Source organism: Mesorhizobium sp. M7A.F.Ce.TU.012.03.2.1, from assembly GCF_004006095.1.
GTDB lineage: Bacteria > Pseudomonadota > Alphaproteobacteria > Rhizobiales > Rhizobiaceae > Mesorhizobium.
The window spans coordinates 3,408,991-3,430,308 of record NZ_CP034779.1; the positions used below are offsets into that span (position 1 = coordinate 3,408,991).

Here is a 21,318-nt window from a genome sequence, read left to right on the forward strand (position 1 = left end):
CGATGTTCGATCCCTATAGAATACCTGGCTCGAGGAGCCTGCATATCCACCGACTGCCGACCTGGGCGCTGCTGATCGGCGACACCTATTCGTCGGCGGTTCACGCCGAGGTTCGCCGCCGGCCGCATCGCGGCATGCTGCCGGATGTCGATTTTTCGCGCGCGGTTCCCGATCTGAGCCGGCCTTCGCTGGTGCGCCGGATCATCCGGCTGATCCGGCCGGGCGCGAAAAACCGGGCTGGCGGCACCGTGTCGTCAGGATCGTCTGGCGCAGCTGTCGGCGAAAAGCCCGCGAGCCCCTATATTGCGCGAAGCAGGGCCGACGGTCCGGGTGGTTCCAGACCGTCGGCCCTTGACGCCATGGGTTCCGGGGATTTCGTACGCTCACGTGCCGCGTAAGCGGCAAACACATTTCACAGGCATAACCTATGTTGTTGTTTAGCTGGTTTGAAAAAAGGCTCGATCCGTTCCCCGCAGCGGAACCGGTCGAGCCGCCCAAGACGCTGGTTGCCTTCTGCCTGCATTATACGCGCGGCGCATGGCCCTATATCCTTTTCGACGCGGTGCTGGTGACGGCCATCGCGATCGCCGAAGTATGGATGTTCGGCTTCCTCGGCCGCATCGTCGACTGGCTGTCGGGGCAGAATCGCGAAACCTTCCTGCAGACGGAAGCCTGGAAGCTCACCGGCATGGCCTTCATCGTGCTGTTCGCGCTGCCGGGCACGGTATGGCTGCATTCGTTTCTCAACCAGCAGACGCTGATGGGCAATTATCCCATGCGCATCCGCTGGCAGGTGCACCGCTATCTGCTCAAGCAGTCGATGAGTTTCTACCAGGACGAGTTCGCCGGCCGCATCGCGACAAAGCTGATGCAGACGGCTCTCGCCGTGCGCGAATGCGTCATCAAGGTGATCGACGTCCTGAACTACGTTATCGTCTATTTCCTCGGCATGCTGCTCATCGTCGGCTCGGCCGACTGGCGGCTGGCCGCGCCGCTCGGCTTCTGGCTGGTCGGCTATATCCTTTTGCTGCGATTTTTCATTCCCCGGCTGGGCAAGGTCGGCGAGGAACAGGCCAATGCGCGCTCGATCATGACAGGCCGGGTCGTCGACAGCTACTCCAACATCCAGACGGTCAAGCTGTTCAGCCACGCGCGCCGCGAAGCGTCATTCGCCAAAGACGGCATGTCCGGCTTTCTCGAAACGGTCTACCGGTCGATGCGGCTTGTGACAGTGCTTTTCGGCTCGCTCTACATACTGAATGCATTGCTCTTGTTCTCTGTCACCGCGATGGCGTTGTGGCTGTGGCTGGGGCAAGCCGTGACGATCGGCGCGGTCGCCGTGGTCATCGGCCTTGTGCTCAGGTTGTGGGGCATGTCGCAATGGATCATGTGGGAAATGTCGGGCCTGTTCGAGAACATCGGCACGGTGCAGGACGGTATCGCCTCGATCTCGCTGCCGCGCCTTGTCGAGGACAGGCCGGACGCGAAGGAGATCAGCGTTTCCAGGGGTGAAATCCGCTTCGAGGACATCCGCTTCCACTACGGCAAGCAGAAGGGTGTGATCGAAGGCTTGTCGCTGGCGGTGAAGCCGGGCGAAAAGGTCGGCATCGTAGGCCGTTCCGGCGCCGGCAAGTCGACGCTGGTCAACCTGTTGCTGCGCTTCTATGACCTCGAAGCCGGCCGGATTCTGATCGATGGCCAGGAGATCGCCGGTGTGAAGCAGGATTCGCTGCGTGCGCAGATCGGCATGGTCACGCAGGACACCTCGCTGCTGCATCGTTCGGTGCGCGAGAACATCCTCTATGGCCGGCCCGATGCCTCGGAAGAGCTGCTTGTCGAGGCGGCGGGGCGCGCCGAGGCGCTGGACTTCATATCAGGGCTTTCGGATGCCGGCGGCCGGAAGGGCTTCGATGCCCATGTCGGCGACCGCGGGGTCAAATTGTCCGGTGGCCAGCGTCAACGCGTCGCCATTGCTCGCGTTATGTTGAAGGATGCGCCAATACTTATCCTTGACGAAGCGACCTCGGCGCTTGATTCCGAAGCCGAGGCGGCGATTCAGGAGAACCTCTACAAGCTCATGCAAGGCAAGACCGTCATCGCCATCGCGCACCGGCTGTCGACCATCGCGGCGATGGACAGGCTGGTGGTGATGGACAAAGGCCGTGTCATCGAGGAAGGTTCGCACGAGGAACTCGTCGCCCGCGGCGGGCTCTACGCCCAGCTCTGGCAGCGCCAGTCGGGCGGGTTCCTGCTTGAGGGCGGTCCCGCCGACCCCGCCAACGACGCACTTGCAAAGGGGCAAGCCGCAGAATGATGGCCGCCGCATGATGACTGCCGTCTATCGCTGGTTCGAGAACTGGGTCTATCCGTTCAGGGAGCCAGCGAATCTTCGGCCACCGACCAGCGTCGGCGGTTTCCTCTGGCACTATGTCGGCCAGGCGAAGTTCGCCTTCTTCGCCATGCTGGTCATCGGCGGCATCGCGCCGCTGGTCGAGGCCGGCCTGTTCTACTTCGTCGGGCGGCTGGTCGATATTCTCGACCAGCTTCCCGCCGAGCGCAGCTGGCACGCACTGTGGGCCGCCGCCGGTCCTGAACTGGTTTTCATGGTCGTGGTGGTGCTGGTCATCCGCACCGTCGTCGTCGGCCTGTCGGCGCTGGTCGATGAGCAGACGATCACGCCGGGCTTCTACAATCTGGTGCGCTGGCAGGCACACCGGCATGTCTCGCGCCAGTCCTACGCCTTTTTCCAGAACGATTTCGCCGGCCGCATCGCGACAAAGGTCTGGCAGGCGGGGCAAGCCACCGGCGACCTGATGGAAAGCTTCATCGAGGTCGTCTGGTTCATGATCGTCTACACGGTGACGACGCTGGCGCTGGTCGCAGGCCTCGATCTCAGGCTGGCGGTGCTGGTGGTGATCTGGATTTCCGCTTTCGCTTGGCTGGCCAAGCTCTACTTGCCGGCAATCCGCAAGCATGCCGAGGAAACCGCCGAGGCCGGCTCGATGATCACCGGCCGCATCGTCGATTCCTATTCCAACGTGCAGACGCTGAAACTGTTCTCGGCCGACGGCGACGACCGCTACATCAGGAACGGTTTCGACATCTACCTCGACGCATTGCGCCCGTTCACCCGCCGGCTGACCGGCGTGCGCATGGCGTTGACGACGCTGTCGGGCATCATGATCACGGCGATCGGCTGCTTTGCCGTTTATCTCTGGGTCGAGGGCTCGATCACCGTCGGCGCGGTCGCCTTCACGCTGTCGCTGGTGCTGCGGCTCAACATGCTGCTCGGCCGGCTGATGATGCAGCTCAACAGCATCTTGCGAAACCTCGGCGTGCTGGAGAACTCCAAGGCGCTGATTTCGCAGCCGCTCGGCCTCGCCGATGCGCCCGACGCCAAGGAACTTGTCGTGGCGGGCGGGCGTATCGAGGTGAAGAACGTCGAGTTCCATTACGGCAAAGGGTTCGGCGTGCTGAACGGCATCGACCTTGTCGTCAAGCCGGGCGAGAAGGTCGGGCTGGTCGGACCGTCGGGCGCCGGCAAGACGACGCTCGCCAATCTGGTCCTGCGGCTCTACGATCTGGAGGGCGGCTCCATCACCATCGATGGCCAAGACGTCTCCGATGTCACGCAAAACTCGCTGCGCGCTAATATCGGCGTCGTCAGCCAGGACACGGCGCTGTTCCACCGTTCACTGCGCGACAACATCAAGCTCGGCATGCCAGACGCGACCGATGCGGAGGTGATCGCGGCGGCGAAAAAGGCCGAGGCGCACGAGTTCATTCTGACCTTGCGCGACAACAGGGACCGCGCCGGCTACGAGGCTTTTGTCGGCGAGCGCGGCGTCAAACTGTCAGGCGGACAGCGCCAGCGCGTGGCGATCGCCCGCGTCTTCCTCAAGGATGCGCCGATCCTGATTCTCGACGAAGCGACCTCGGCGCTCGATTCCGACATCGAGGCGGCGATCCAGGAAAATCTGACGCGGCTGATGGAAAACAAGACGGTCATCGCCATCGCCCACCGGCTGTCGACGATCGCGGCACTCGACCGACTGGTGGTGCTCGACGGCGGCCGCATCGTCGAGCAAGGCACGCATGACGATTTGGTAGCACTCGAGGGGCTCTATGCGCGGCTGTGGAAGCGGCAGTCCGGCGGTTTTCTCTATCACGAGGACAGCGTGCTCGAAGAGACACGCCCGGCGGAGTAGCTCCATGGGTGGATCAACAGGCGCCATCTCAGAGGTCGGCTACGTTCTCAAGCGGCTCCGACCGACCATGCCGGCTTTCGACACGCTGAAGGAAGAGAGCCGGCAGGAAGGCTACTGGATGCTGGTGCGCCTGGCGGATGGCTGGGCAAGTGGCCGCAACAAATTCCTGAAACGGGGCGAGGCGCTGTACGGAGCCTGGGATGGAAGGGAACTCGCCGGCGTGTGCGGGTTGAACATCGATCCCTATTTCGAGGCCAGGGACCACGGCCGGGTCCGGCACCTGTTCGTCAGTGCGCGTCACCGTCGCGCCGGCCTTGGCCGGATGCTGATCGAAACCGTTATCGACAGGGCACGTCACCATTTCGCCGCGCTGAACACCCGCGCGCCGCAAGAGGCTTTTGGTTTTTACGCACGGCTTGGATTTACGCACGTGGAAGGCGAAGAATTCGTCACTCACCGCATGGTTTTCGCGAAAGGAGACTGAAATGTCCTTGCGTCCGCCATCTCATCTTGCCGGCGGCTCGGCCGCTGAAGCCGCCTTCGACGCGCTCGGCCATGAAATATTGGCGGAAAAGGCGGCAGCACTTGGCCGCGCCGGCCAGCGGGTAGAGGAAACGCTGGCCAGGCTGCGCGACAATGCCGACGAGCAACTGCGCCCCCGGCTGCTCAAGGATGCCGCCGAGGCGGTGCATGGCTATTTCATCCAGCGCGAGCTGTGCGGCTTGCGCAAGCACGATGCCGTCATTCGTGAATACAACATCCCGAAAGCGGTGCTGGCCAGGCTCGGCGCGAAATAGGGGTCACTCCAGCCATTCGGTGATGAAGCTGCCGTTTTCATGGATGTCGGTCGTTTCCAGCGGGCCTGGGCCGAGATTGGTGAATTTGTGCGGCGTGTTGGGCGGCACGATCAGGATCTGGCCGGCGGATGCCTCGATCTCATGGTCGCCGACAGTGAACAGGCCGGTGCCCTGGCGGATGATGAAGATCTCCGCGTAGGGATGCGTGTGCAGGCGGGGGCCGCCGCCGACGCCAGGCAAATAGTTGAAGATCAGGCAGGAGTTGGAGCCGTAGGCGCCACATTGCAATTCGCCCTTCCAATGGTCGGAGCGAACAGACCAAGTGTCGCGGTCTATGACGTGTGCCATGATGGCAAGGATAGACCCGGCTGGCGCCTTGTGTCGAGCCGAACAGGGGCGTCGGATTTGCGGTTGTTTCCCGGTTGTTTAGCGATGTTTGGCGGCTATCCGGCGTCGCGTTGAGCGGTGGCGGATTTTGTCCCCGCGACAATCTGCCCTTGTGCCTTCGCCCGTCTGGACAAAAACGGGCTTCACGCATAAACCGAAGTCCAAATGCCGGAGGAATTCGCAAGCCTGTTCGCCATGCGCTGTCGGGTTGGCGTAATTGAGCGGGGAACAAGGCTCAGCCACCGGCACGGAAGAGGCGAAAGGATCAGGCACCCGTGAGCGCAACCGACACCCAGGATCCCAACCGTCGTGATTTTCTCTACGTCGCCACCGGCATGGCCGCAGTGGTCGGCGCGGGTGCCTTCGCGTGGCCGTTCATCGACCAGATGCGCCCCGATGCCTCGACGCTGGCGCTCGCTTCCGTCGAAGTCGACGTCGCCTCGCTGACGCCGGGCATGTCGCTGATCGTCAAATGGCGCGGCAAGCCGGTCGTGGTCCGCAACCGCACCGAACAGGAAATGAAGGACGGCGAGGCCGTCAAGCTGGCCGATCTCAAGGACCCGATCGCCCGCAACGCCAATCTGCCGGCCGATGCACCGGCGACCGACGCCAACCGCACCACACCCGGCAAGGAAGCCTGGATGGTGATGGTTCAGGTCTGCACCCATCTCGGCTGCATTCCGCTCGGCCAGGAAGGCGATTTCGGCGGCTGGTTCTGCCCATGCCACGGCTCGGTCTACGACACGGCCGGACGCATCCGCCAAGGCCCGGCGCCTGAGAACATGGCGGTGCCGGTATTCAAGTTCATTTCCGATACCAAGATCCTTATCGGTTGAGGCAGGGGACATTTCGATGAGCGAGGGACACTCGACCTATACGCCCAAAACCGGTCTCGGACGCTGGTTCGACGCCCGCATGCCGCTGCCGCGGCTGGTCTATGACAGCTTCGTCGCCTATCCGGTGCCGCGCAACCTCAACTACGCTTGGACGTTTGGCGGCATCCTGTCGATCATGCTGGTGGCGCAGATGCTGACCGGCATCGTGCTGGCCATGCACTACACGGCCGACACCAATCTCGCCTTCGGCTCGGTCGAGAAGATCATGCGCGACGTGAATTCGGGGTGGCTGCTGCGCTACATGCATTCGAACGGCGCCTCGTTCTTCTTCGTCGCCGTCTACATCCACATCTTCCGTGGCCTCTATTACGGCTCCTACAAGGCGCCGCGCGAGCTGCTGTGGATCCTCGGCTGCATCATCTATCTCCTGATGATGGCGACCGGCTTCATGGGCTACGTGCTGCCATGGGGCCAGATGAGCTTCTGGGGTGCCACCGTCATCACTGGCTTCTTCAGTGCCATTCCGCTGGTCGGCGACTGGATCCAGCAGCTGCTGCTCGGCGGCTTTGCCGTCGACAACCCGACGCTGAATCGCTTCTTTGCGCTGCACTATCTGTTGCCGTTCATGATTGCCGGCGTCGTCGTTTTGCACATCTGGGCGCTGCATGTCGTGGGCCAGTCGAACCCGACGGGTATCGAGGTCAAGTCGAAGACCGACACTGTCGCCTTCACCCCCTACGCGACCATCAAGGACGCGTTCGGCATGATCGTGTTCCTGTTCTTCTTCGCCTATTTCGTCTTCTACCTGCCGAACTATCTCGGCCATCCCGACAACTACATCGTCGCCAACCCGCTGAAGACGCCGGCCCACATCGTGCCCGAATGGTACTTCCTCCCGTTCTACGCGATCCTGCGCGCCATCACCTTCAATGTCGGGCCGATCAACTCCAAGCTCGGCGGCGTGCTGTGCATGTTCGGCGCCATCGTCATGTTGTTCCTGGTGCCGTGGCTCGACACTTCGAAGGTACGCTCTGCCGTTTACCGGCCCTGGTACAAGCTGTTCTTCTGGCTGTTCGTGGCCGATGCCATCCTGCTTGGCTGGCTGGGCTCGCAGCCGGCCGAAGGCAGCTATGTGTTCATGGCGCAGATGGCGACATTGTTCTACTTCGCCTTCTTCCTGATCGCGCTGCCGGTGCTCGGCCTGATCGAGACGCCGCGACGGCTGCCGAACTCGATCACCGAGGCGGTCCTCGAGAAGAACAAGGGCGGCAGCGGACATCCGGCGGGCGCTACGGCGGCGCCGGAAACCAAAGGCTGAGCGGGTAGAGAATCTAAGGGGATTTGGCATGAAAAAGATTCTCACCTCGCTGGCGCTGGTCGGCCTCGTGGCCGTCGGCATCGGGTCGGCGGGCACTTGGGCGATCGCCGCCGAAGAGGCGCACAACGCCGCCGCGCCGACGCATTTCCCGATCGACGAGCCGAAGGAAATGGACTGGAGTTTCACCGGCCCGTTCGGTACCTATGACAAGGCGCAGCTGCAGCGCGGCCTCAAGGTCTACAAGGAAGTCTGCTCGGCCTGCCATTCGATGAACATGGTGGCGTTCCGCACGCTGTCGGACCTCGGCTATTCCGATGCGCAGATCAAGACGCTGTCGGCCGAGTACACGATCCATGACGGTCCCAACGATGCCGGCGACATGTTCGACCGTCCCGGCAAGCCGTCCGACCACTTCCCGCCACCGTTCGCAAACGACGAAGCGGCCGCCGCTTCCAATGGTGGTGCTGCTCCGCCCGACATGTCGCTGCTGGCCAAGGCGCGCGGCGTCGAGCGCGGTTTTCCGCAATTCGTCTTCGACATCTTCACCCAGTATGACGCGGGCGGGCCCGACTATATCCACTCGCTGCTGACAGGCTATAACGAGACACCGCCTGCCGGCATGGTTATCCCGGAAGGCACCCACTACAACCCCTATTTCATGTCGGGCGTGTCGCTGAAGATGCCCAACCCGCTGTCCGACGGCCAGGTGACCTATGATGACGGCGCGCCGCAGACAGTCGACCAGTACTCCCGCGACGTTTCCGCCTTCCTGATGTGGGCGGCCGAGCCGCATATGGAAGACCGCAAGAAGACCGGTTTTCGCGTGCTGGTGTTCCTGCTTCTGTTCGGCGCTCTGGTCTATCTCACCAAGCGCAAGGTGTGGGAAGGCGTGGCGCATTGAGCCACACAATCAAGTGATCGCGAAGGGCGCCGAGAGGCGCCCTTTTGCATTTCCGGAGGCTGGTCATGTCACATGGCCGTCACCGCATCCGGCGATCCTGTGCTGCTCTCATCAAAGGATCGCATTCATGAAAAGATACGCATCGCTCGCGGCAGGCCTGTTGCTGCTCATCGTGGGCTCGGCCGCGCAAGCGGAAGACGCCCAGCCCTTCATCACCAACAAGGATGTCGACCTGACGATGATCCTGCCGCCGCCGCCGGCAAACGATTCGGCACAAACCAAGGCCGAACTCGGCGAGGTGCTGACTTTGCAGGTCACGCGCACCCCGGAGATGGTCGCCAGCGCGGTGGCCGATGCCGAGGAGAATGTCTGGCGCTTTGCCGACGTGATGGGGCCGAAATTCAACAAGGAAACGCTGCCGAAATTCAGCGCCTTCTTCGATCGCGTGGTGGCTACCGAAGGCGCTGTCGTCGATCCCGCCAAGGATGTCTGGAAGCGCCCGCGCCCGCATCAGCTCAGCGATCTCGTCAAGCCTGCGGTCAAGCTGTCGAGCTCCGGTTCCTGGCCTTCCGGACACGCCACCGTCGGCACGATGATGGGCATCATTCTGTCCGACATGGTTCCGGAAAAGCGCGCCGAGATCATGGCACGCGCGAGCAAATACGCTCACAACCGCGTGGTTGGCGGCATCCATTTTGCGTCCGATGTCGAGATGGGCAGGATTTCCGGCAGCGTCATTGCCGCAGTCCTGCTCAACCGGGACGACTTCAAGGCTGAATATGAAGTGGCCAGGGCCGAGCTTCGTTCCGATCTCGGCATGTAATCCTCGTCAGCCGGATTTAGACGGGAAGGGGCGCTTAAGGCGCTCCTTTCTTGTCTGCGCCATTGCTTAGGCGGAAGTTCGGCAATTAGTCCGTTGGCATGGCGGCATGAGGTTGATATTCGACGCATCGAACGGTGGCGAGAAGCTCGTCCCGCCATGGCTTTTGGATTTCGATGATGCGGCTCAGCGACTGTCACAACTTTTCCGATTTCCGGCTGATGGCACAGCAGCGGCTGCCCGGGCCGATCTTCAATTACATTGACGGCGCGGCTGACGATGAGGTCACCTACCGCCGCAACGCCGCAAGCTTCGAGACCTGTGACCTGGTTCCCAACGTGCTGCGCGGAGTGAGCGAGGTCGACATGTCGGTGACGGTCATGGGCCAGAAGCTGGCGATGCCGTTCTATTGCTCGCCGACCGCCTTGCAGCGCCTGTTCCACCATCAGGGCGAGCGCGCGGTCGCCAAGGCCGCAGCCAAGTATGGCACCATGTTCGGCGTCTCGTCGCTTGGCACCGTCAGCCTCGAGGAGGCGCGCAGCATCAGCAGCAGTCCGCAGGTCTACCAGTTCTATTTCCATCGGGACCGCGGTCTTAACCGGGCGATGATGCAGCGGGCAAAGCAGGTCGGCGTCGAGGTGATGATGCTGACCGTCGACAGCATCACCGGAGGAAATCGCGAGCGCGACAAACGCACCGGCTTTGCCATTCCCTTCAAGCTCAACCTTGCCGGTATGGCGCAGTTCGCGCTCAAGCCGGCCTGGGCGATCAATTATTTCACGCATGAGGGGTTCAAGCTGCCGCAGCTCGACGAGCATGTCGACATGGGCGGCGGCACGATGTCGATCAGCCGCTACTTCACCGAGATGCTAGACCCGTCGATGACGTGGGACGATGTCGCTGAGATGGTCAAGCTTTGGTCGGGTCCGTTCTGTCTCAAGGGCGTTATGTCGGTAGAGGACGCAAGACGCGCCGTCGACATCGGCTGCAGCGGCATCGTGCTGTCGAACCATGGCGGGCGGCAGCTGGATGGCTCGCGGGCGGCGTTCGACCAGCTTGCCGAGATCGTCGATGCCGTTGGCGACAGGATCGATGTCATCATGGATGGCGGCGTGCAGCGCGGCACCCATGTGCTGAAAGCGCTATCGCTCGGTGCCAAGGCCGTCGGCGTCGGACGCTACTATCTGTTCCCGCTCGCGGCGGCGGGCCAGCCCGGCGTCGAACGGGCGCTTGAGCAGATGCGGGTCGAGATCGAACGCGGCATGAAGCTGATGGGCTGCAGTTCGATCGAACAATTGTCGCGCAAGAACCTCCGTTTCAGGTAATCTCGACCCATGAAATCCTCCCTCGAAGACACATTGCTCGCCGCGATCCGTACCATTCCGGACTATCCCAAGCCCGGCATCCTGTTTCGCGACATCACCACGCTGCTCGGCAATGCGCGCGCCTTCCGCCGCGCCATCGACGAACTGGTACATCCCTACGCCGGCCAGAAGATCGATAAGATCGCCGGCATCGAGGCACGCGGGTTCATCCTTGGCGGCGCCGTCGCCCATCAGCTCTCGGCCGGCTTCGTGCCGATCCGCAAGAAAGGCAAGCTGCCCTACGAGACGGTGCGCGTCGCCTATAGCCTGGAATATGGGCTGGACGAGATGGAGATGCACAAGGACGGCGTTGCTCCGGGCGAGAAGGTGATCCTTGTCGACGATCTGATCGCCACCGGCGGCACCGCGGAGGCGGCGGTCAAACTTCTGCGCCAGATCGGCGCCGATATCCTCGCCGCCTGTTTCGTCATCGACCTGCCGGACCTCGGCGGCCGCGCCAAGCTCGAAGCCCTCGGTGTGCCGGTCAGAACGCTGATAGGGTTCGAGGGGCATTAGGTTTCTCCCTCGCCCCGTTTACGGGGAGAGGGAAGCGAAGCGAGCAACGCGAGCGGAGCAGGGTGAGGGGTAAGTACGACCGTCGAGTTTAAGACACCAACGCTGGCGCCGCCCCTCATCCGCCCTTCGGGCACCTTCTCCCCGTAAACGGGGCGAAGGAAAAAGCTACTCCACCTTCACCAGCACGGCGCTTTCGAACTCGAGCACCTTGTCGCCGGTGGGATCGAAAGCTTCCGAACGCAGCGCCAGCAGCCGCCAGCCGGGGCGTGAGGCGATTGGGCGGTGCGACAGCGCGGTGCGCGTGAAGGTGATGGTTTGCCCGGCATAGACCGGCTTCAGCCATTTCAGGTTCTTGAAGCCGGGCGAGGGGCCGAATTCCGGCACCGGACCGGGACCGCTCCACGCAGCGATCTCGGCGTCCATGCGGTTTTCCAGATTGAGTTTCATCCAGGTCGCGGCCGTGTGCCAGCCAGACGCGCAGAGGCCGCCAAGAACGCTTTTCTTCGCGGCCTCCTCGTCGATATGGAAGATTTGCGGGTCGTACTTGCGGGCGAAGGCCTTGATCGCCTCGGGCTCGAATGTGTGCGAGCCGAGCGTGACGGTGGTGCCGATACGGAAGAACTCGTCCAGTGTCATGCTTGGCTCCCCGCGGCATCGCGCGTGAGGAACATGACGGAGTTCTCGAGCTCGAAGACGCTTTCGCCACGCTGGTTGAACAGCTCGCTGCGCATGGTGACGAAGCCGAGTTGCGGCTTCGATTTCGACAGGCGCTTGGCAACAACCATCAGGGTGCCGGTCAGTTGGTCGCCGGCCAGGACCGGTTTCTTCCATTTGACCTGATCGACTCCGGGCGCGCCCTGGCAGGTCGAGTCCAGCAGGAACGCATCGCAGAGCATGCGCATGAACATGGCGCAGGTGTGCCAGCCCGACGCTGCCAGCCCCCCGAGGATGCTGGCCTTGCCGGCCTCCTCGTCGAGATGCATCGGCTGCGGGTCAAATTCTCCGGCAAATTCGACGATCTCGGCGGCACTCACGAGCTTCGAGCCGAGGTCGATCGATGCGCCCTCGATGAAGTCCTCATAGGCCCATGCTTTTATCTCTGCAGTCATGGTCTGGAATCCGGCTTGTCGACCCACGATCCCCAGGATCGGGGTTTCCGGATGCAGGCCGGCGTTCATTTGGTCAAGCGATTTCTACTGCGCCAGCCTGTGGCAGGACCGACAACGCCACTCAGAGCCAGCCGCGGCGGCGGAAGTACCAGAAGGGCAGGATCGCCGACAGCACCATCATGGCGATGGCGAAGGGATAGCCAAGTTGCCATTTCAACTCGGGGATGATGTCGAAATTCATGCCGTAGACCGAGGCGACCAAAGTCGGCGGCAGGAAAATGACGGCGGCGACCGAGAAGATCTTGATGATGGCGTTCTGCTCGATCGAGATCATGCCGAGCGTGGCGTCCAGCAGGAAGGAGATCTTCTGCGACAGGAAGGTGGCGTGGTCGGCGAGCGACAGCACGTCGCGAGACAGCGTCTTGATGCGCGCCTTGGTGTCCTTGCTCATCTTGGTGCGGGTCGAGGCATGGGCGAAGAAGCCTGCCAGGCGCTGCAGCGAGATCAGGCTGTCGCGGATCGAGGAGGCGATGTCCTCCTTGCGGCCGATGGCTTTCAGCAACTCCTGGAAATCACGGTTGCGCTTGGAAACCTTGGTCGACCGCGCCTCGAAGATATCGCGCGAGATCGCCTCGATGTCGCGGCCGGCGCGTTCCAGAATGTCGGCAAGACGGTCGACGATCGCCTCCAGCAAGCCGATCAGAATGGTGTCGCCGCTGGTGCAGCCGGTCGCCACCTTTTCGGCGCGCTGCGGAAAGGTCTTGAAAGCTTTCGGTTCGTGGTAGCGCACCGTGATCAGTCTTGTGCCGGCGAGCACGAAGGTAACCGGGGACATCAAGGGATCGTCGATTTCGGTCTGGGCGGGCAGGGTGGCGGTCATGAAATAGGCGCCGTCCTCGACATAGAGGCGGCTCGAAATCTCGATCTCCTCCATCTCCTCGCGCGTCGGAATGGCAACGCCGAGCCAGCTCTCGATCGTCGCTTCCTCTTCCTTTGTCGGGTTGAACAGGTCCGCCCAGACGATGGTCTCGCTGTTTGCCAGGAGATCGTCGACGACGCGCAGGCGGTCATTGTCCACGACGAAGGCCTTGATCATCGCCTGATATCCCTTGCTGGGGCCAAAGGGTGCGTTCGGATTGACGCGTCGTGTTGGATTGCACGGGTTCTCGACGTCAGCGCCGACCGTGCGTCTGCCGCTTAGACCTGTGACGTGACAAAATCAAGACAACCGGCTGTAGGGCGGATGGCCGCCGTCGCCTTGGAAGCATGTATCGAGGAACTTCGCCGACAGCTTGCCGGGATGTTCTCGAGCGCTTCAGGCATCAGGTGTTGAACTTGAACAACAGCACATCGCCGTCCTGGACGACATATTCCTTGCCTTCGTCGCGCGCCTTGCCGGCTTCCTTGGCCGCCACTTCGCCGCCCAGTGTGACGAAGTCGTTGTAGGAGATGGTCTGGGCGCGGATGAAGCCGCGCTCGAAATCGGTGTGGATGACACCGGCGGCCTGTGGCGCCTTGTCGCCCCTATGAATGGTCCAGGCGCGCGTCTCCTTCGGCCCGGCGGTGAAATAGGTGATGAGGTGCAGCAAATCGTAGCCGGCGCGGATGACCTTGTTGAGGCCTGGCTCGTCGAGGCCGAGCGAGGACAGGAATTCCATCTCTTCCTCGTCCGAGAGCTGCGCGACCTCGGCTTCGATCGCCGCCGAGATCACCACTGTGCCGGCGCCCTGGGCGGCGGCCATCTTTTCCACGGCCCTGGTGTGTTCGTTGCCGGTGGCGGCGTCGGCCTCCGCGACATTGCAGACATAGAGCACGGGATGCGAGGTCAGAAGGTTCAGGCCCTGCAGGATGCGCAAATCTTCGGCCGAAATACCCTTGAGCAGGATGCGGGTCGGCTTGCCGGCCTGCAGCAGTTCGAGCGCTGCCTCCATCAACGGCAGCACGGTCGTCGCTTCCTTGTCCTTGCTGCCGGCGCGCTTGCGGATCTGCACGATGCGGCGCTCTAGGCTGTCGAGGTCGGCAAGCATCAGCTCGGTCTCGACCGTCTCGGCATCGGCGACGGGGTCGATGCGGCCCTCGACATGGGTGATGTCGTCATCCTCGAAGCAGCGCAGCACATGCACGATGGCGTCGACCTCGCGGATGTTGGCGAGGAACTGGTTGCCCAGCCCTTCGCCTTTCGAGGCACCGCGCACCAGGCCGGCAATGTCGACGAAAGAGATGCGAGTTGGAATGATCTCCTTCGACTTGGCGATCGCCGCGATCTTCTGCAGGCGCGGATCTGGCACCGCCACCTCGCCGGTGTTCGGTTCGATGGTGCAGAATGGATAGTTGGCGGCTTGCGCCGCAGCCGTTCTGGTCAACGCGTTGAAAAGCGTCGACTTGCCGACGTTGGGCAAGCCAACGATGCCGCATTTGAAACCCATTTTTGTTCGGTCCTATCGGGAAAATAGAAATTTGATCAGGGCTATGGGCGATAGGGGTGATCAACGTCAAGCCCTTCGGTCCCTCGATGCTCAGTCCTTGCCGCCGAACAGCTTCTTCAGCATGGCGGCCATTGGACCGCTTTCCGGCAGCTTGACCACCGGCTGTTGAGGCCGTGCTTGGCGGACATGACTTTGCTGCTTGTGCGCCGGCTGCTTCTGCGCTGGCTTTTCGGGCTCCGGCCCGGCCTTGCCCTGGACGGCGAGACTGGCCTTATTCATGAAGCCGGATTCGTCGCCCTTGACGATCATGGCGGCATTGTCGGCGATCGCGTCGAGCAGCGGGTCGAGCCATTCGCGGTCGGCTTTGGCGAAATTGCCGAGCACATGGTGCTGGACCATTTCCTTGACGCCGGGATGGCCGACGCCGATGCGCACGCGGCGATAGCCATTGCCGATATGGCCGTCGATCGACCGGATGCCGTTGTGGCCGCCGGCGCCGCCACCGGTCTTGATGCGCAGCTTGCCTTCGGCAAGGTCGATCTCGTCATAGAAGACGGTGAGCGCGGAAAGCTCGAGCTTGTAGAAGCGCAGTGCTTCGCCGACCGACTGGCCGGACAGGTTCATGAAGGTCTGCGGCTTGATCAGGACGATTTTTTCGCCGCCGAGCGTGCCCTCGGAAATCAGGCCCTGGAATTTCTTCGACCAGGGCGAAAAGGAATGGCGGCGGGCGATTGCGTCCGCCGCCATGAAACCGACATTGTGGCGGTTGTCAGCGTATTTCGCGCCCGGATTGCCGAGACCTGCAAACAGCAGCATCGCCTGCTCCGGGCGTGAAAGAGTTACTTCTCGTCGGCGGCAGGAGCTGCCTCAGGTGCAGCCGCTTCAGCCGTCTCTTCCGTCTCCGGCTTCATCGCCGACGAACCGGCAATGGTCGCGATGGTGAAGTCGCGGTCGGAGATCACAGGCTTGACGCCAGCCGGCAGCTTGACCGCCGAGATGTGGATCGAGTCGCCGATGTTGGCGCCGGTGAGATCGACGGTGATGAACTCCGGGATCGCATTGGCCGGGCAGTGGAACTCGACTTCGTGACGCACGATGTTGAGCACGCCGCCGCGCTTGATGCCGGGCGACTTGTCCTCGTTGATGAAGTGGACAGGCACGTCGACATTGACTTCGGTGTCCTTGCCGATGCGCAGGAAGTCGACATGGACAGGGAAATCCTTGACCGGGTCGAGCTGGAAGTCCTTCGGCAGGACCTGGATCTTCTTGCCGTCGACATCGATCGTGGCGATCGTGGTCAGGAACCCGCCGCCATGGATCTTGTAGTAGATGTCCTTGTAGGTGAGCGCGATAGCCAGGGGAGGCTGCTTGTCACCATAGATTACTGCAGGCACTTTACCGTTGCGGCGAACTGCACGGGCGGACCCCTTACCGACCTGTTCGCGTGCTTCGGCCTTGAGCTCGTAAGTGTCGTGGCTCATGGCATTTCCTTTCGGTTTACTGGAGCGCTCACGGTTGGCAGAGTGCCTGGACCGTAAACGTCGAAAGCCGACATACCCATGCATGATCTGGTCCGAAAACCGGAATCCACTTTTCGGGATCATGCGGGAAGGCGGCCTTCCGCCGCGTTGCCTCCAAGGGTGTCTACGCGGGTGGCGGCTCTATAGCGGAAGGCGGCCGGAGGTGCAAGCCAAAGGCACGCCCAGCCTGGTGCAGTCCAGGCGGTCGCTATCCGCGCTTTTCGATGACGGCATAAAGCACGTTGCGGTTCTCGCCGAAGAACACCCGCGCCTCGACGGTGTTGCGGTCGACGCTGGCATTGACGATGTTCCACATATCGACCTCCGATCGCAGCAGCAACACCCAGTCCATGAATGTCTCCCGGTAGCCGGCGTCAGGCGTGCCCTCGGCGTAGTTCGCAAACAGGAACGTCCCGTTCGGCTTCAACATCTGCAGGCAGGTCTTCGTGAGTTTCACCGCGACGTTGTGGGCGAGGTAGTCGTAGAGGCCGGAGGCATAGATGAAATCGAACTTGCCGAGCTTGTGGCCCCGCGTGAGCACGGTTCGCACCGAGCCGTCGATGGCTTCGACCGCGGTGCCCTGGAAGTCGCGCGCGATCAGCCCAACGCTCTGGGGATCCTGATCGAGCGCAATCCAGCGCTTGAGACGGCCCTCCGTCAAGGCTACCGAGCGATTGGCCTCCCGCAAATGGCCGGCCGCGATCGCCAGGACCTCGGTTTGCGGTCCATTCTTGACCGCAATCTCGTCGACATATCGGGTCAGGAGGTCGCGTCGTTCCCGTGCCGCGACGCATGAGGGTACGTTCTGGGTATGGCTATAGAGCGCCTTGCCGATCTCCGAGGCATTGGCCACGCTCTCTGCCACGTGCGGGTCGCAATAGATGTAATCAAGCAACTGCGCGTCGCCGGAATAGCCCCTGGGCTTGGTGAAGGACCAGCGCGTCAGCGGATCCTCGAGAAAATACTTCAGGATCGGATGGTTCTGCGCCACCGGTATCAACGCATGCCAGACGTCGGGATGAACCTTGGAATGCAGGCCATTGAGGAAGGACAGCAAGCGACCGACGATCTCGGCGGGGTTCTTGTCCTGTTCGATCTGCTGCTGTGTCGCGTGGAGAATGAGCGCCAGCTCCGCGCGCGCGGTTTCGAACGCTTCGCCATGATGCTCGAGCTTTCCCCGAGGCAGCGTGCCGGCGAGCATCGCGGCAGTAATCAAGCTTTTGCCATCAAGAACGGTCTGCACGCCATCACTCCATAGTTAACAGTCGGTTAACTTATTGCGTAGAATGCTCCATTTGCCAATGTCGGGCTGACGGCATTTTATCGTTATGATTAATTTCCCGCCAACCATGTTCCTCTTTAGACGGCTTCCGGCCCGAATTCCGGGTTCGAGTTAACGGAAACTTGTCTTGCGCGATTGCATTTGTTTGCCCGGCGTCGCAATCGCCGTCGCGTCCCAAAGGAGCCGGCCCGCGTGGGGGCAGAAGCTGGAAATGAGTTCGGAAAACAAAATCCCTTTCAAACGGGGTCTATTGTGATGAACGAACACCTGTCCTCCGTATTGGTTGATACGGTTGATGCGGAGCCGTACGAGCCGCGCTATGAACTGAGCGCCGACGAGCTCCGCACCCTTTACCGCACCGAAGCGCAGGCGACGCGAAGAGGAGAAGCCAGGCCAGGGCTCTGGATTGCGGTTGCGATCTATCTCTTGTTTTCGGCAACGGATCTGCTGCTGATCCCGGACGTTGCCGCCTACACGATCACGGCGCGCTTCGCGGTCGGCTTGAGCGCGCTTTTGATCCTCGAAGCACAGCTTCGCCGGGGGATTGGAACGGAATGGCTCGACGTGACCTGCGCCGGAGCCATCATCTTCGGCTATGTTGGTTGGTTGTGCCCAGCGGTTCTTGGCGCGGACAAGGAAAGCGTCTCCTACTATATGGTCTTCGGGACCATATTCATGATGAGCGCAAATCTTTTCTTTACGTTCAACTTCAAGCTTTCCATCGTAACTTCCGCAATAATATTGTGCATACTTTACATCGTGAATTATTTCGTTCCTTCAACCCTTACATATAAAATGGTATTCGGGGCTTTTTATATTTCCTGTTTCACGTTCACCTCGTATGTGAACTGGAAGCTGAATGAGGAACGCTACAACGTCTTCCTGAATGCCCTGGAAGCCAAGATCCAGCACAATGAGGCGACCGAACGCGGCAAGGCCCTGCTGAGGTTGTCGCGGACCGATCCGCTGACGGGTCTGGAGAACCGGCGCGCGATCGACGAAAAGCTGCGGGACTACTGGAGCGAATGGCAAAAGGTAGGCACCAGCTTCGGGGCGATCCTCATCGACGTGGACTTCTTCAAGAAATTCAATGACTGCTACGGCCATCAAGAAGGCGACCGCTGCCTGATCCATGTCGCCAATGCCCTTAGCGATATGATCAAACAGTATAATGGCTCCATCGGCCGCTATGGCGGTGAAGAGTTCATCGTCCTGGCTCGCATGGAGAAAAAAGAGCAGATCCTGGACATCGCGGAAGCCATTTGCAGCACAGTGGAGAACCTGGCTCTGACGCACGAACTGCGGCGCGACGGCGTCTCGATCGTAACCGTGAGCGTTGGTGCCGCATTCACCAGGACGCAGACCGGGGCCAAGCTGGAGAAGATCATCCACGAGGCCGATCGCGCGCTTTATCTGGCAAAAGCCGGCGGCCGAAACTGTGCCCGGCTGTTCGACCCAACCGATCCGCAAAGCAGCGACGAGAGCGAGAACATTGCGGCCTTGCTGAAGATCGCGATCGGCCAGAATCTCGTTTCACTGGTTTATCAGCCTATCCAGGATGTCAAATCGGACCGGGTTGAAGCGGTGGAGGCTCTGATGCGCCTCAAAATGCTGGATGGCACATCGGTTCCGCCGAGCCTGTTCATTCCCGTCGCGGAACGAACCGGCGCGATCCTGGAACTCGGGCGCTGGGCGATAAGGACGGTGTGCGCCGAGCTCCTGGCGGACGACCACGTCCGTGTCGTCAGCGTCAACGTCTCTCCGATCCAGCTTAAGACACCTGGCTTCGCAACGTCTGTCGCGACCATTCTGGGCGAAACCGGCGTCGCCGGCAGCAGGCTGGCCTTCGAGATCACCGAAGGGCTGGAGATGGAGATGCACTCGGACATTCTGCGCTGCATCAGCGACCTGAAGCTGCTCGGGATCAAGATATGGCTTGATGATTTCGGGACCGGCTTTGCGGGCCTTTCGTGGCTTCGCCTGATCGATTTCGACACGGTGAAGATCGACCGCTCTTTTCTGCACGACTGCAGCTCCCTGAGCGGCAAGGCGATGCTGCAGGACATCATCACCCTGGTTCGAAATCGCGGCCACAAGATCCTGGTCGAAGGGGTGGAAACCGACGAACAGATGGCTTTGATGCGCGAATTCGGCATAGACAAGATCCAGGGCTTCCATGTCGGCCGCCCCGCTCCCGCTGTCAGTTTCCAGGCAAAGCGGGCCATGCGCAAACGGTCATTTGCCGTGCTTAAGTCCGCATGATGATGGCCTCTGTCCGACGTTTGGCTTAGCCGCCGTCAAAAGCCGTGCTGATTGCAATTAATCCATGACAGGGCCAAGCAAGGGGCTAGCGGTCGCCGGTCAACGCGTTGCGTAGCGCCTGGATCTGCCGGTTCAAGGCATCGAGCTCGGCCAGCGTCATGCCCGAGCGTTCGACCAAGGTCTCGTTCAGACAGTTGCACTGGACAAGCAGCCCGCGCCCGGCTGATGTCAGATCGACCTGCACCTGGCGCTCGTCGGTCTGGCTGCGCTGGCGCGTCACCAGCCCGGCCTGCTCCATTCGCTTCACCAGCGGCGTGACGGTGCTCGATTCCAGAGCGAGCCTGTGGGCGATCGTGCCGACCGACATGCCGTCGGCCTCTCCAAGCGCGTTCAGTACCAGGTACTGCGGATAGGTGATGCCCATATCGTCCAGCATCGGCTTGTAGGTGCGGTTGATCGCCATGCTGGTGGCGTAGAGCGTGAAACAGAGCTGATTGTCCAACGGGAGAGGCACGGCGCATTCCTTTTGCCAATATGGGCATCAAGTCGATACCACGAAAAATAATATCGCGATACATATTTTTGTGGACAAGGGTTTTGGGCCGCGTTAGCTATATGGTTATCGCGATATTGTTTATTGCGGACATAACCAAAGGAGATTGAGATGACCTCGCAAACCAAGCCCGGCTCCGGCAGCGGTACGATCACCACCAAGGACGGAACGCAGATTTACTACAAGGACTGGGGGACCGGGCAGCCTGTCGTCTTCCATCATGGCTGGCCGTTGAGCAGCGACGATTGGGACGCCCAGATGCTGTTCTTCCTGTCGCAAGGCTACCGTGTCATTGCCCATGATCGGCGCGGCCATGGGCGCTCGACCCAGACGGATATCGGCAACGAAATGGACACCTATGCCGCCGATGTCGCGGAACTCGCCGCTTATCTTGACCTCAAGAATGCCATTCATGTCGGACATTCGACCGGCGGCGGCGAAGTGGCGCGCTATGTTGCCAACTATGGCGCCGGCGGCCGTGTCGCCAAGGCGGTGCTGATCGGCGCGGTGCCGCCAATCATGCTCAAGACTGCCGCCAATCCCGGCGGCCTGCCGATCGAAGTGTTCGACGGCTTCCGCTCCGCCCAGGCAGCCAATCGCGCCCAGTTCTTCCGCGACGTTCCATCAGGTCCGTTCTACGGGTTCAACCGTCCGGGCGCGGACATCTCGCAGGGCGTCATCGACAATTGGTGGCGCCAGGGCATGATGGGCGGCACCAAGGCGCATTATGATTGTATCAAGGCTTTCTCGGAAACCGACTTCACCGAGGATCTGAAGGCAATCGACGTGCCTGTCCTGGTCATGCACGGAGACGACGACCAGATCGTTCCGATCGCCGATTCGGCGCTGCTGACGATCAAGCTGCTCAAGAAGGGCGAGCTCAAGGTCTACAAGGGCTTCCCGCACGGCATGGCCACGACCCATGCAGACATCATCAACGCCGACCTGCTGGCCTTCTTCAAGGCTTAAGGCCATGGCCCACAAAAATGCACCCGTCATCAGGCGGGTGCATTTTTGTG

The 21,318-nt window shown here is 61.5% G+C and carries 22 protein-coding genes; 13 read left to right on the forward strand and 9 right to left on the reverse strand.

The window, feature by feature from the left end; translation table 11 throughout:
- The first annotated feature begins 2 nt into the window (after positions 1-2).
- Genes EJ079_RS16435 through EJ079_RS16455 form a run of 5 tightly spaced genes read left to right on the forward strand, consistent with a single transcriptional unit; the run spans position 3 to position 5,005 of the window.
- Positions 3-398: a hypothetical protein gene (locus tag EJ079_RS16435; protein WP_127809525.1), complete on the forward strand. Its 396-nt coding sequence runs from the start codon at positions 3-5 to the stop codon at positions 396-398.
- A 29-nt stretch (positions 399-427) separates the two neighbouring features.
- On the forward strand, positions 428-2,314 hold the full coding sequence (locus tag EJ079_RS16440) for an ABC transporter ATP-binding protein (protein ID WP_127809526.1): 1,887 nt from the start codon (positions 428-430) through the stop codon (positions 2,312-2,314).
- A gap of 10 nt (positions 2,315-2,324) precedes the next feature.
- A complete protein-coding gene (locus EJ079_RS16445) occupies positions 2,325-4,208 on the forward strand; it encodes an ABC transporter ATP-binding protein (protein ID WP_127809527.1) in 1,884 nt (627 codons plus the stop codon).
- A 4-nt stretch (positions 4,209-4,212) separates the two neighbouring features.
- Complete coding sequence (locus EJ079_RS16450; RefSeq protein WP_127270964.1) at positions 4,213-4,692, forward strand: GNAT family N-acetyltransferase; 480 nt, start codon at positions 4,213-4,215, stop codon at positions 4,690-4,692.
- A 1-nt stretch (position 4,693) separates the two neighbouring features.
- Positions 4,694-5,005, forward strand: coding sequence for a DUF6665 family protein (locus EJ079_RS16455; RefSeq protein ID WP_127326788.1), 312 nt, complete (start codon positions 4,694-4,696; stop codon positions 5,003-5,005).
- A gap of 3 nt (positions 5,006-5,008) precedes the next feature.
- Here EJ079_RS16455 and EJ079_RS16460 read toward each other — a convergent pair whose 3' ends face one another.
- Entirely contained in the window at positions 5,009-5,353 is a 345-nt protein-coding gene (locus tag EJ079_RS16460; RefSeq protein ID WP_127809528.1) for a cupin domain-containing protein, read from the reverse strand.
- Between the two features lie 314 nt (positions 5,354-5,667).
- On the opposite strand from EJ079_RS16460, the gene petA reads away from it, so the two are divergent.
- The 6 genes from petA (at position 5,668) to EJ079_RS16490 (ending at position 11,147) form a co-directional block, all read left to right on the forward strand.
- Positions 5,668-6,228 (forward strand): ubiquinol-cytochrome c reductase iron-sulfur subunit, encoded by a 561-nt coding sequence (petA, locus tag EJ079_RS16465; protein ID WP_127270959.1) that lies wholly within the window; start codon positions 5,668-5,670, stop codon positions 6,226-6,228.
- A 16-nt stretch (positions 6,229-6,244) separates the two neighbouring features.
- Positions 6,245-7,546, forward strand: coding sequence for a cytochrome b N-terminal domain-containing protein (locus EJ079_RS16470; RefSeq protein ID WP_127326789.1), 1,302 nt, complete (start codon positions 6,245-6,247; stop codon positions 7,544-7,546).
- Between the two features lie 28 nt (positions 7,547-7,574).
- Positions 7,575-8,447 carry a cytochrome c1 gene (locus tag EJ079_RS16475; protein ID WP_127396067.1) on the forward strand — a complete coding sequence of 291 codons (873 nt, stop codon included), beginning with the start codon at positions 7,575-7,577 and terminating at the stop codon, positions 8,445-8,447.
- A gap of 127 nt (positions 8,448-8,574) precedes the next feature.
- Entirely contained in the window at positions 8,575-9,270 is a 696-nt protein-coding gene (locus tag EJ079_RS16480) for a phosphatase PAP2 family protein (RefSeq protein ID WP_127396068.1), read from the forward strand.
- A gap of 176 nt (positions 9,271-9,446) precedes the next feature.
- A complete protein-coding gene (locus EJ079_RS16485; RefSeq protein WP_164873953.1) occupies positions 9,447-10,592 on the forward strand; it encodes an alpha-hydroxy acid oxidase in 1,146 nt (381 codons plus the stop codon).
- Between the two features lie 9 nt (positions 10,593-10,601).
- On the forward strand, positions 10,602-11,147 hold the full coding sequence (locus EJ079_RS16490; protein ID WP_013529989.1) for an adenine phosphoribosyltransferase: 546 nt from the start codon (positions 10,602-10,604) through the stop codon (positions 11,145-11,147).
- A 165-nt stretch (positions 11,148-11,312) separates the two neighbouring features.
- On the opposite strand, the gene EJ079_RS16495 is transcribed toward EJ079_RS16490, so the two are convergent.
- From EJ079_RS16495 to EJ079_RS16530, 7 genes are all read right to left on the reverse strand, one after another.
- Positions 11,313-11,783, reverse strand: a complete 471-nt coding sequence (locus EJ079_RS16495; protein WP_127396070.1) for a MaoC family dehydratase — start codon at positions 11,781-11,783, stop codon at positions 11,313-11,315.
- On the reverse strand, positions 11,780-12,256 hold the full coding sequence (locus EJ079_RS16500) for a MaoC family dehydratase (protein ID WP_127396074.1): 477 nt from the start codon (positions 12,254-12,256) through the stop codon (positions 11,780-11,782). The genes EJ079_RS16495 and EJ079_RS16500 overlap by 4 nt, the downstream gene beginning before the upstream one ends.
- A gap of 121 nt (positions 12,257-12,377) precedes the next feature.
- Complete coding sequence (gene corA / locus EJ079_RS16505; RefSeq protein WP_127396071.1) at positions 12,378-13,352, reverse strand: magnesium/cobalt transporter CorA; 975 nt, start codon at positions 13,350-13,352, stop codon at positions 12,378-12,380.
- 226 nt (positions 13,353-13,578) lie between these two features.
- The gene (gene ychF, locus EJ079_RS16510; RefSeq protein ID WP_127809530.1) at positions 13,579-14,682 is read right to left on the reverse strand and encodes a redox-regulated ATPase YchF; all 1,104 of its coding nucleotides are present in this window, start codon (positions 14,680-14,682) and stop codon (positions 13,579-13,581) included.
- A 90-nt stretch (positions 14,683-14,772) separates the two neighbouring features.
- Positions 14,773-15,498: an aminoacyl-tRNA hydrolase gene (gene pth, locus EJ079_RS16515; protein WP_127809531.1), complete on the reverse strand. Its 726-nt coding sequence runs from the start codon at positions 15,496-15,498 to the stop codon at positions 14,773-14,775.
- Positions 15,499-15,521: 23 nt separating this feature from the next.
- Complete coding sequence (locus tag EJ079_RS16520; protein ID WP_127270548.1) at positions 15,522-16,163, reverse strand: 50S ribosomal protein L25/general stress protein Ctc; 642 nt, start codon at positions 16,161-16,163, stop codon at positions 15,522-15,524.
- A gap of 247 nt (positions 16,164-16,410) precedes the next feature.
- Positions 16,411-17,445, reverse strand: coding sequence for a class I SAM-dependent methyltransferase (locus EJ079_RS16530; RefSeq protein WP_127809532.1), 1,035 nt, complete (start codon positions 17,443-17,445; stop codon positions 16,411-16,413).
- 294 nt (positions 17,446-17,739) lie between these two features.
- Between EJ079_RS16530 and EJ079_RS16535 the strand changes: the two genes are divergently transcribed.
- Positions 17,740-19,746, forward strand: coding sequence for an EAL domain-containing protein (locus tag EJ079_RS16535; RefSeq protein ID WP_127397023.1), 2,007 nt, complete (start codon positions 17,740-17,742; stop codon positions 19,744-19,746).
- An 85-nt stretch (positions 19,747-19,831) separates the two neighbouring features.
- Here the strand turns inward: EJ079_RS16535 and EJ079_RS16540 are convergent, their stop codons facing one another.
- Positions 19,832-20,260, reverse strand: a complete 429-nt coding sequence (locus tag EJ079_RS16540) for a MarR family transcriptional regulator (RefSeq protein WP_127397024.1) — start codon at positions 20,258-20,260, stop codon at positions 19,832-19,834.
- A 150-nt stretch (positions 20,261-20,410) separates the two neighbouring features.
- On the opposite strand from EJ079_RS16540, the gene EJ079_RS16545 reads away from it, so the two are divergent.
- Positions 20,411-21,268, forward strand: a complete 858-nt coding sequence (locus EJ079_RS16545) for an alpha/beta hydrolase (RefSeq protein ID WP_127809533.1) — start codon at positions 20,411-20,413, stop codon at positions 21,266-21,268.
- The last annotated feature ends 50 nt before the right edge of the window (positions 21,269-21,318 follow it).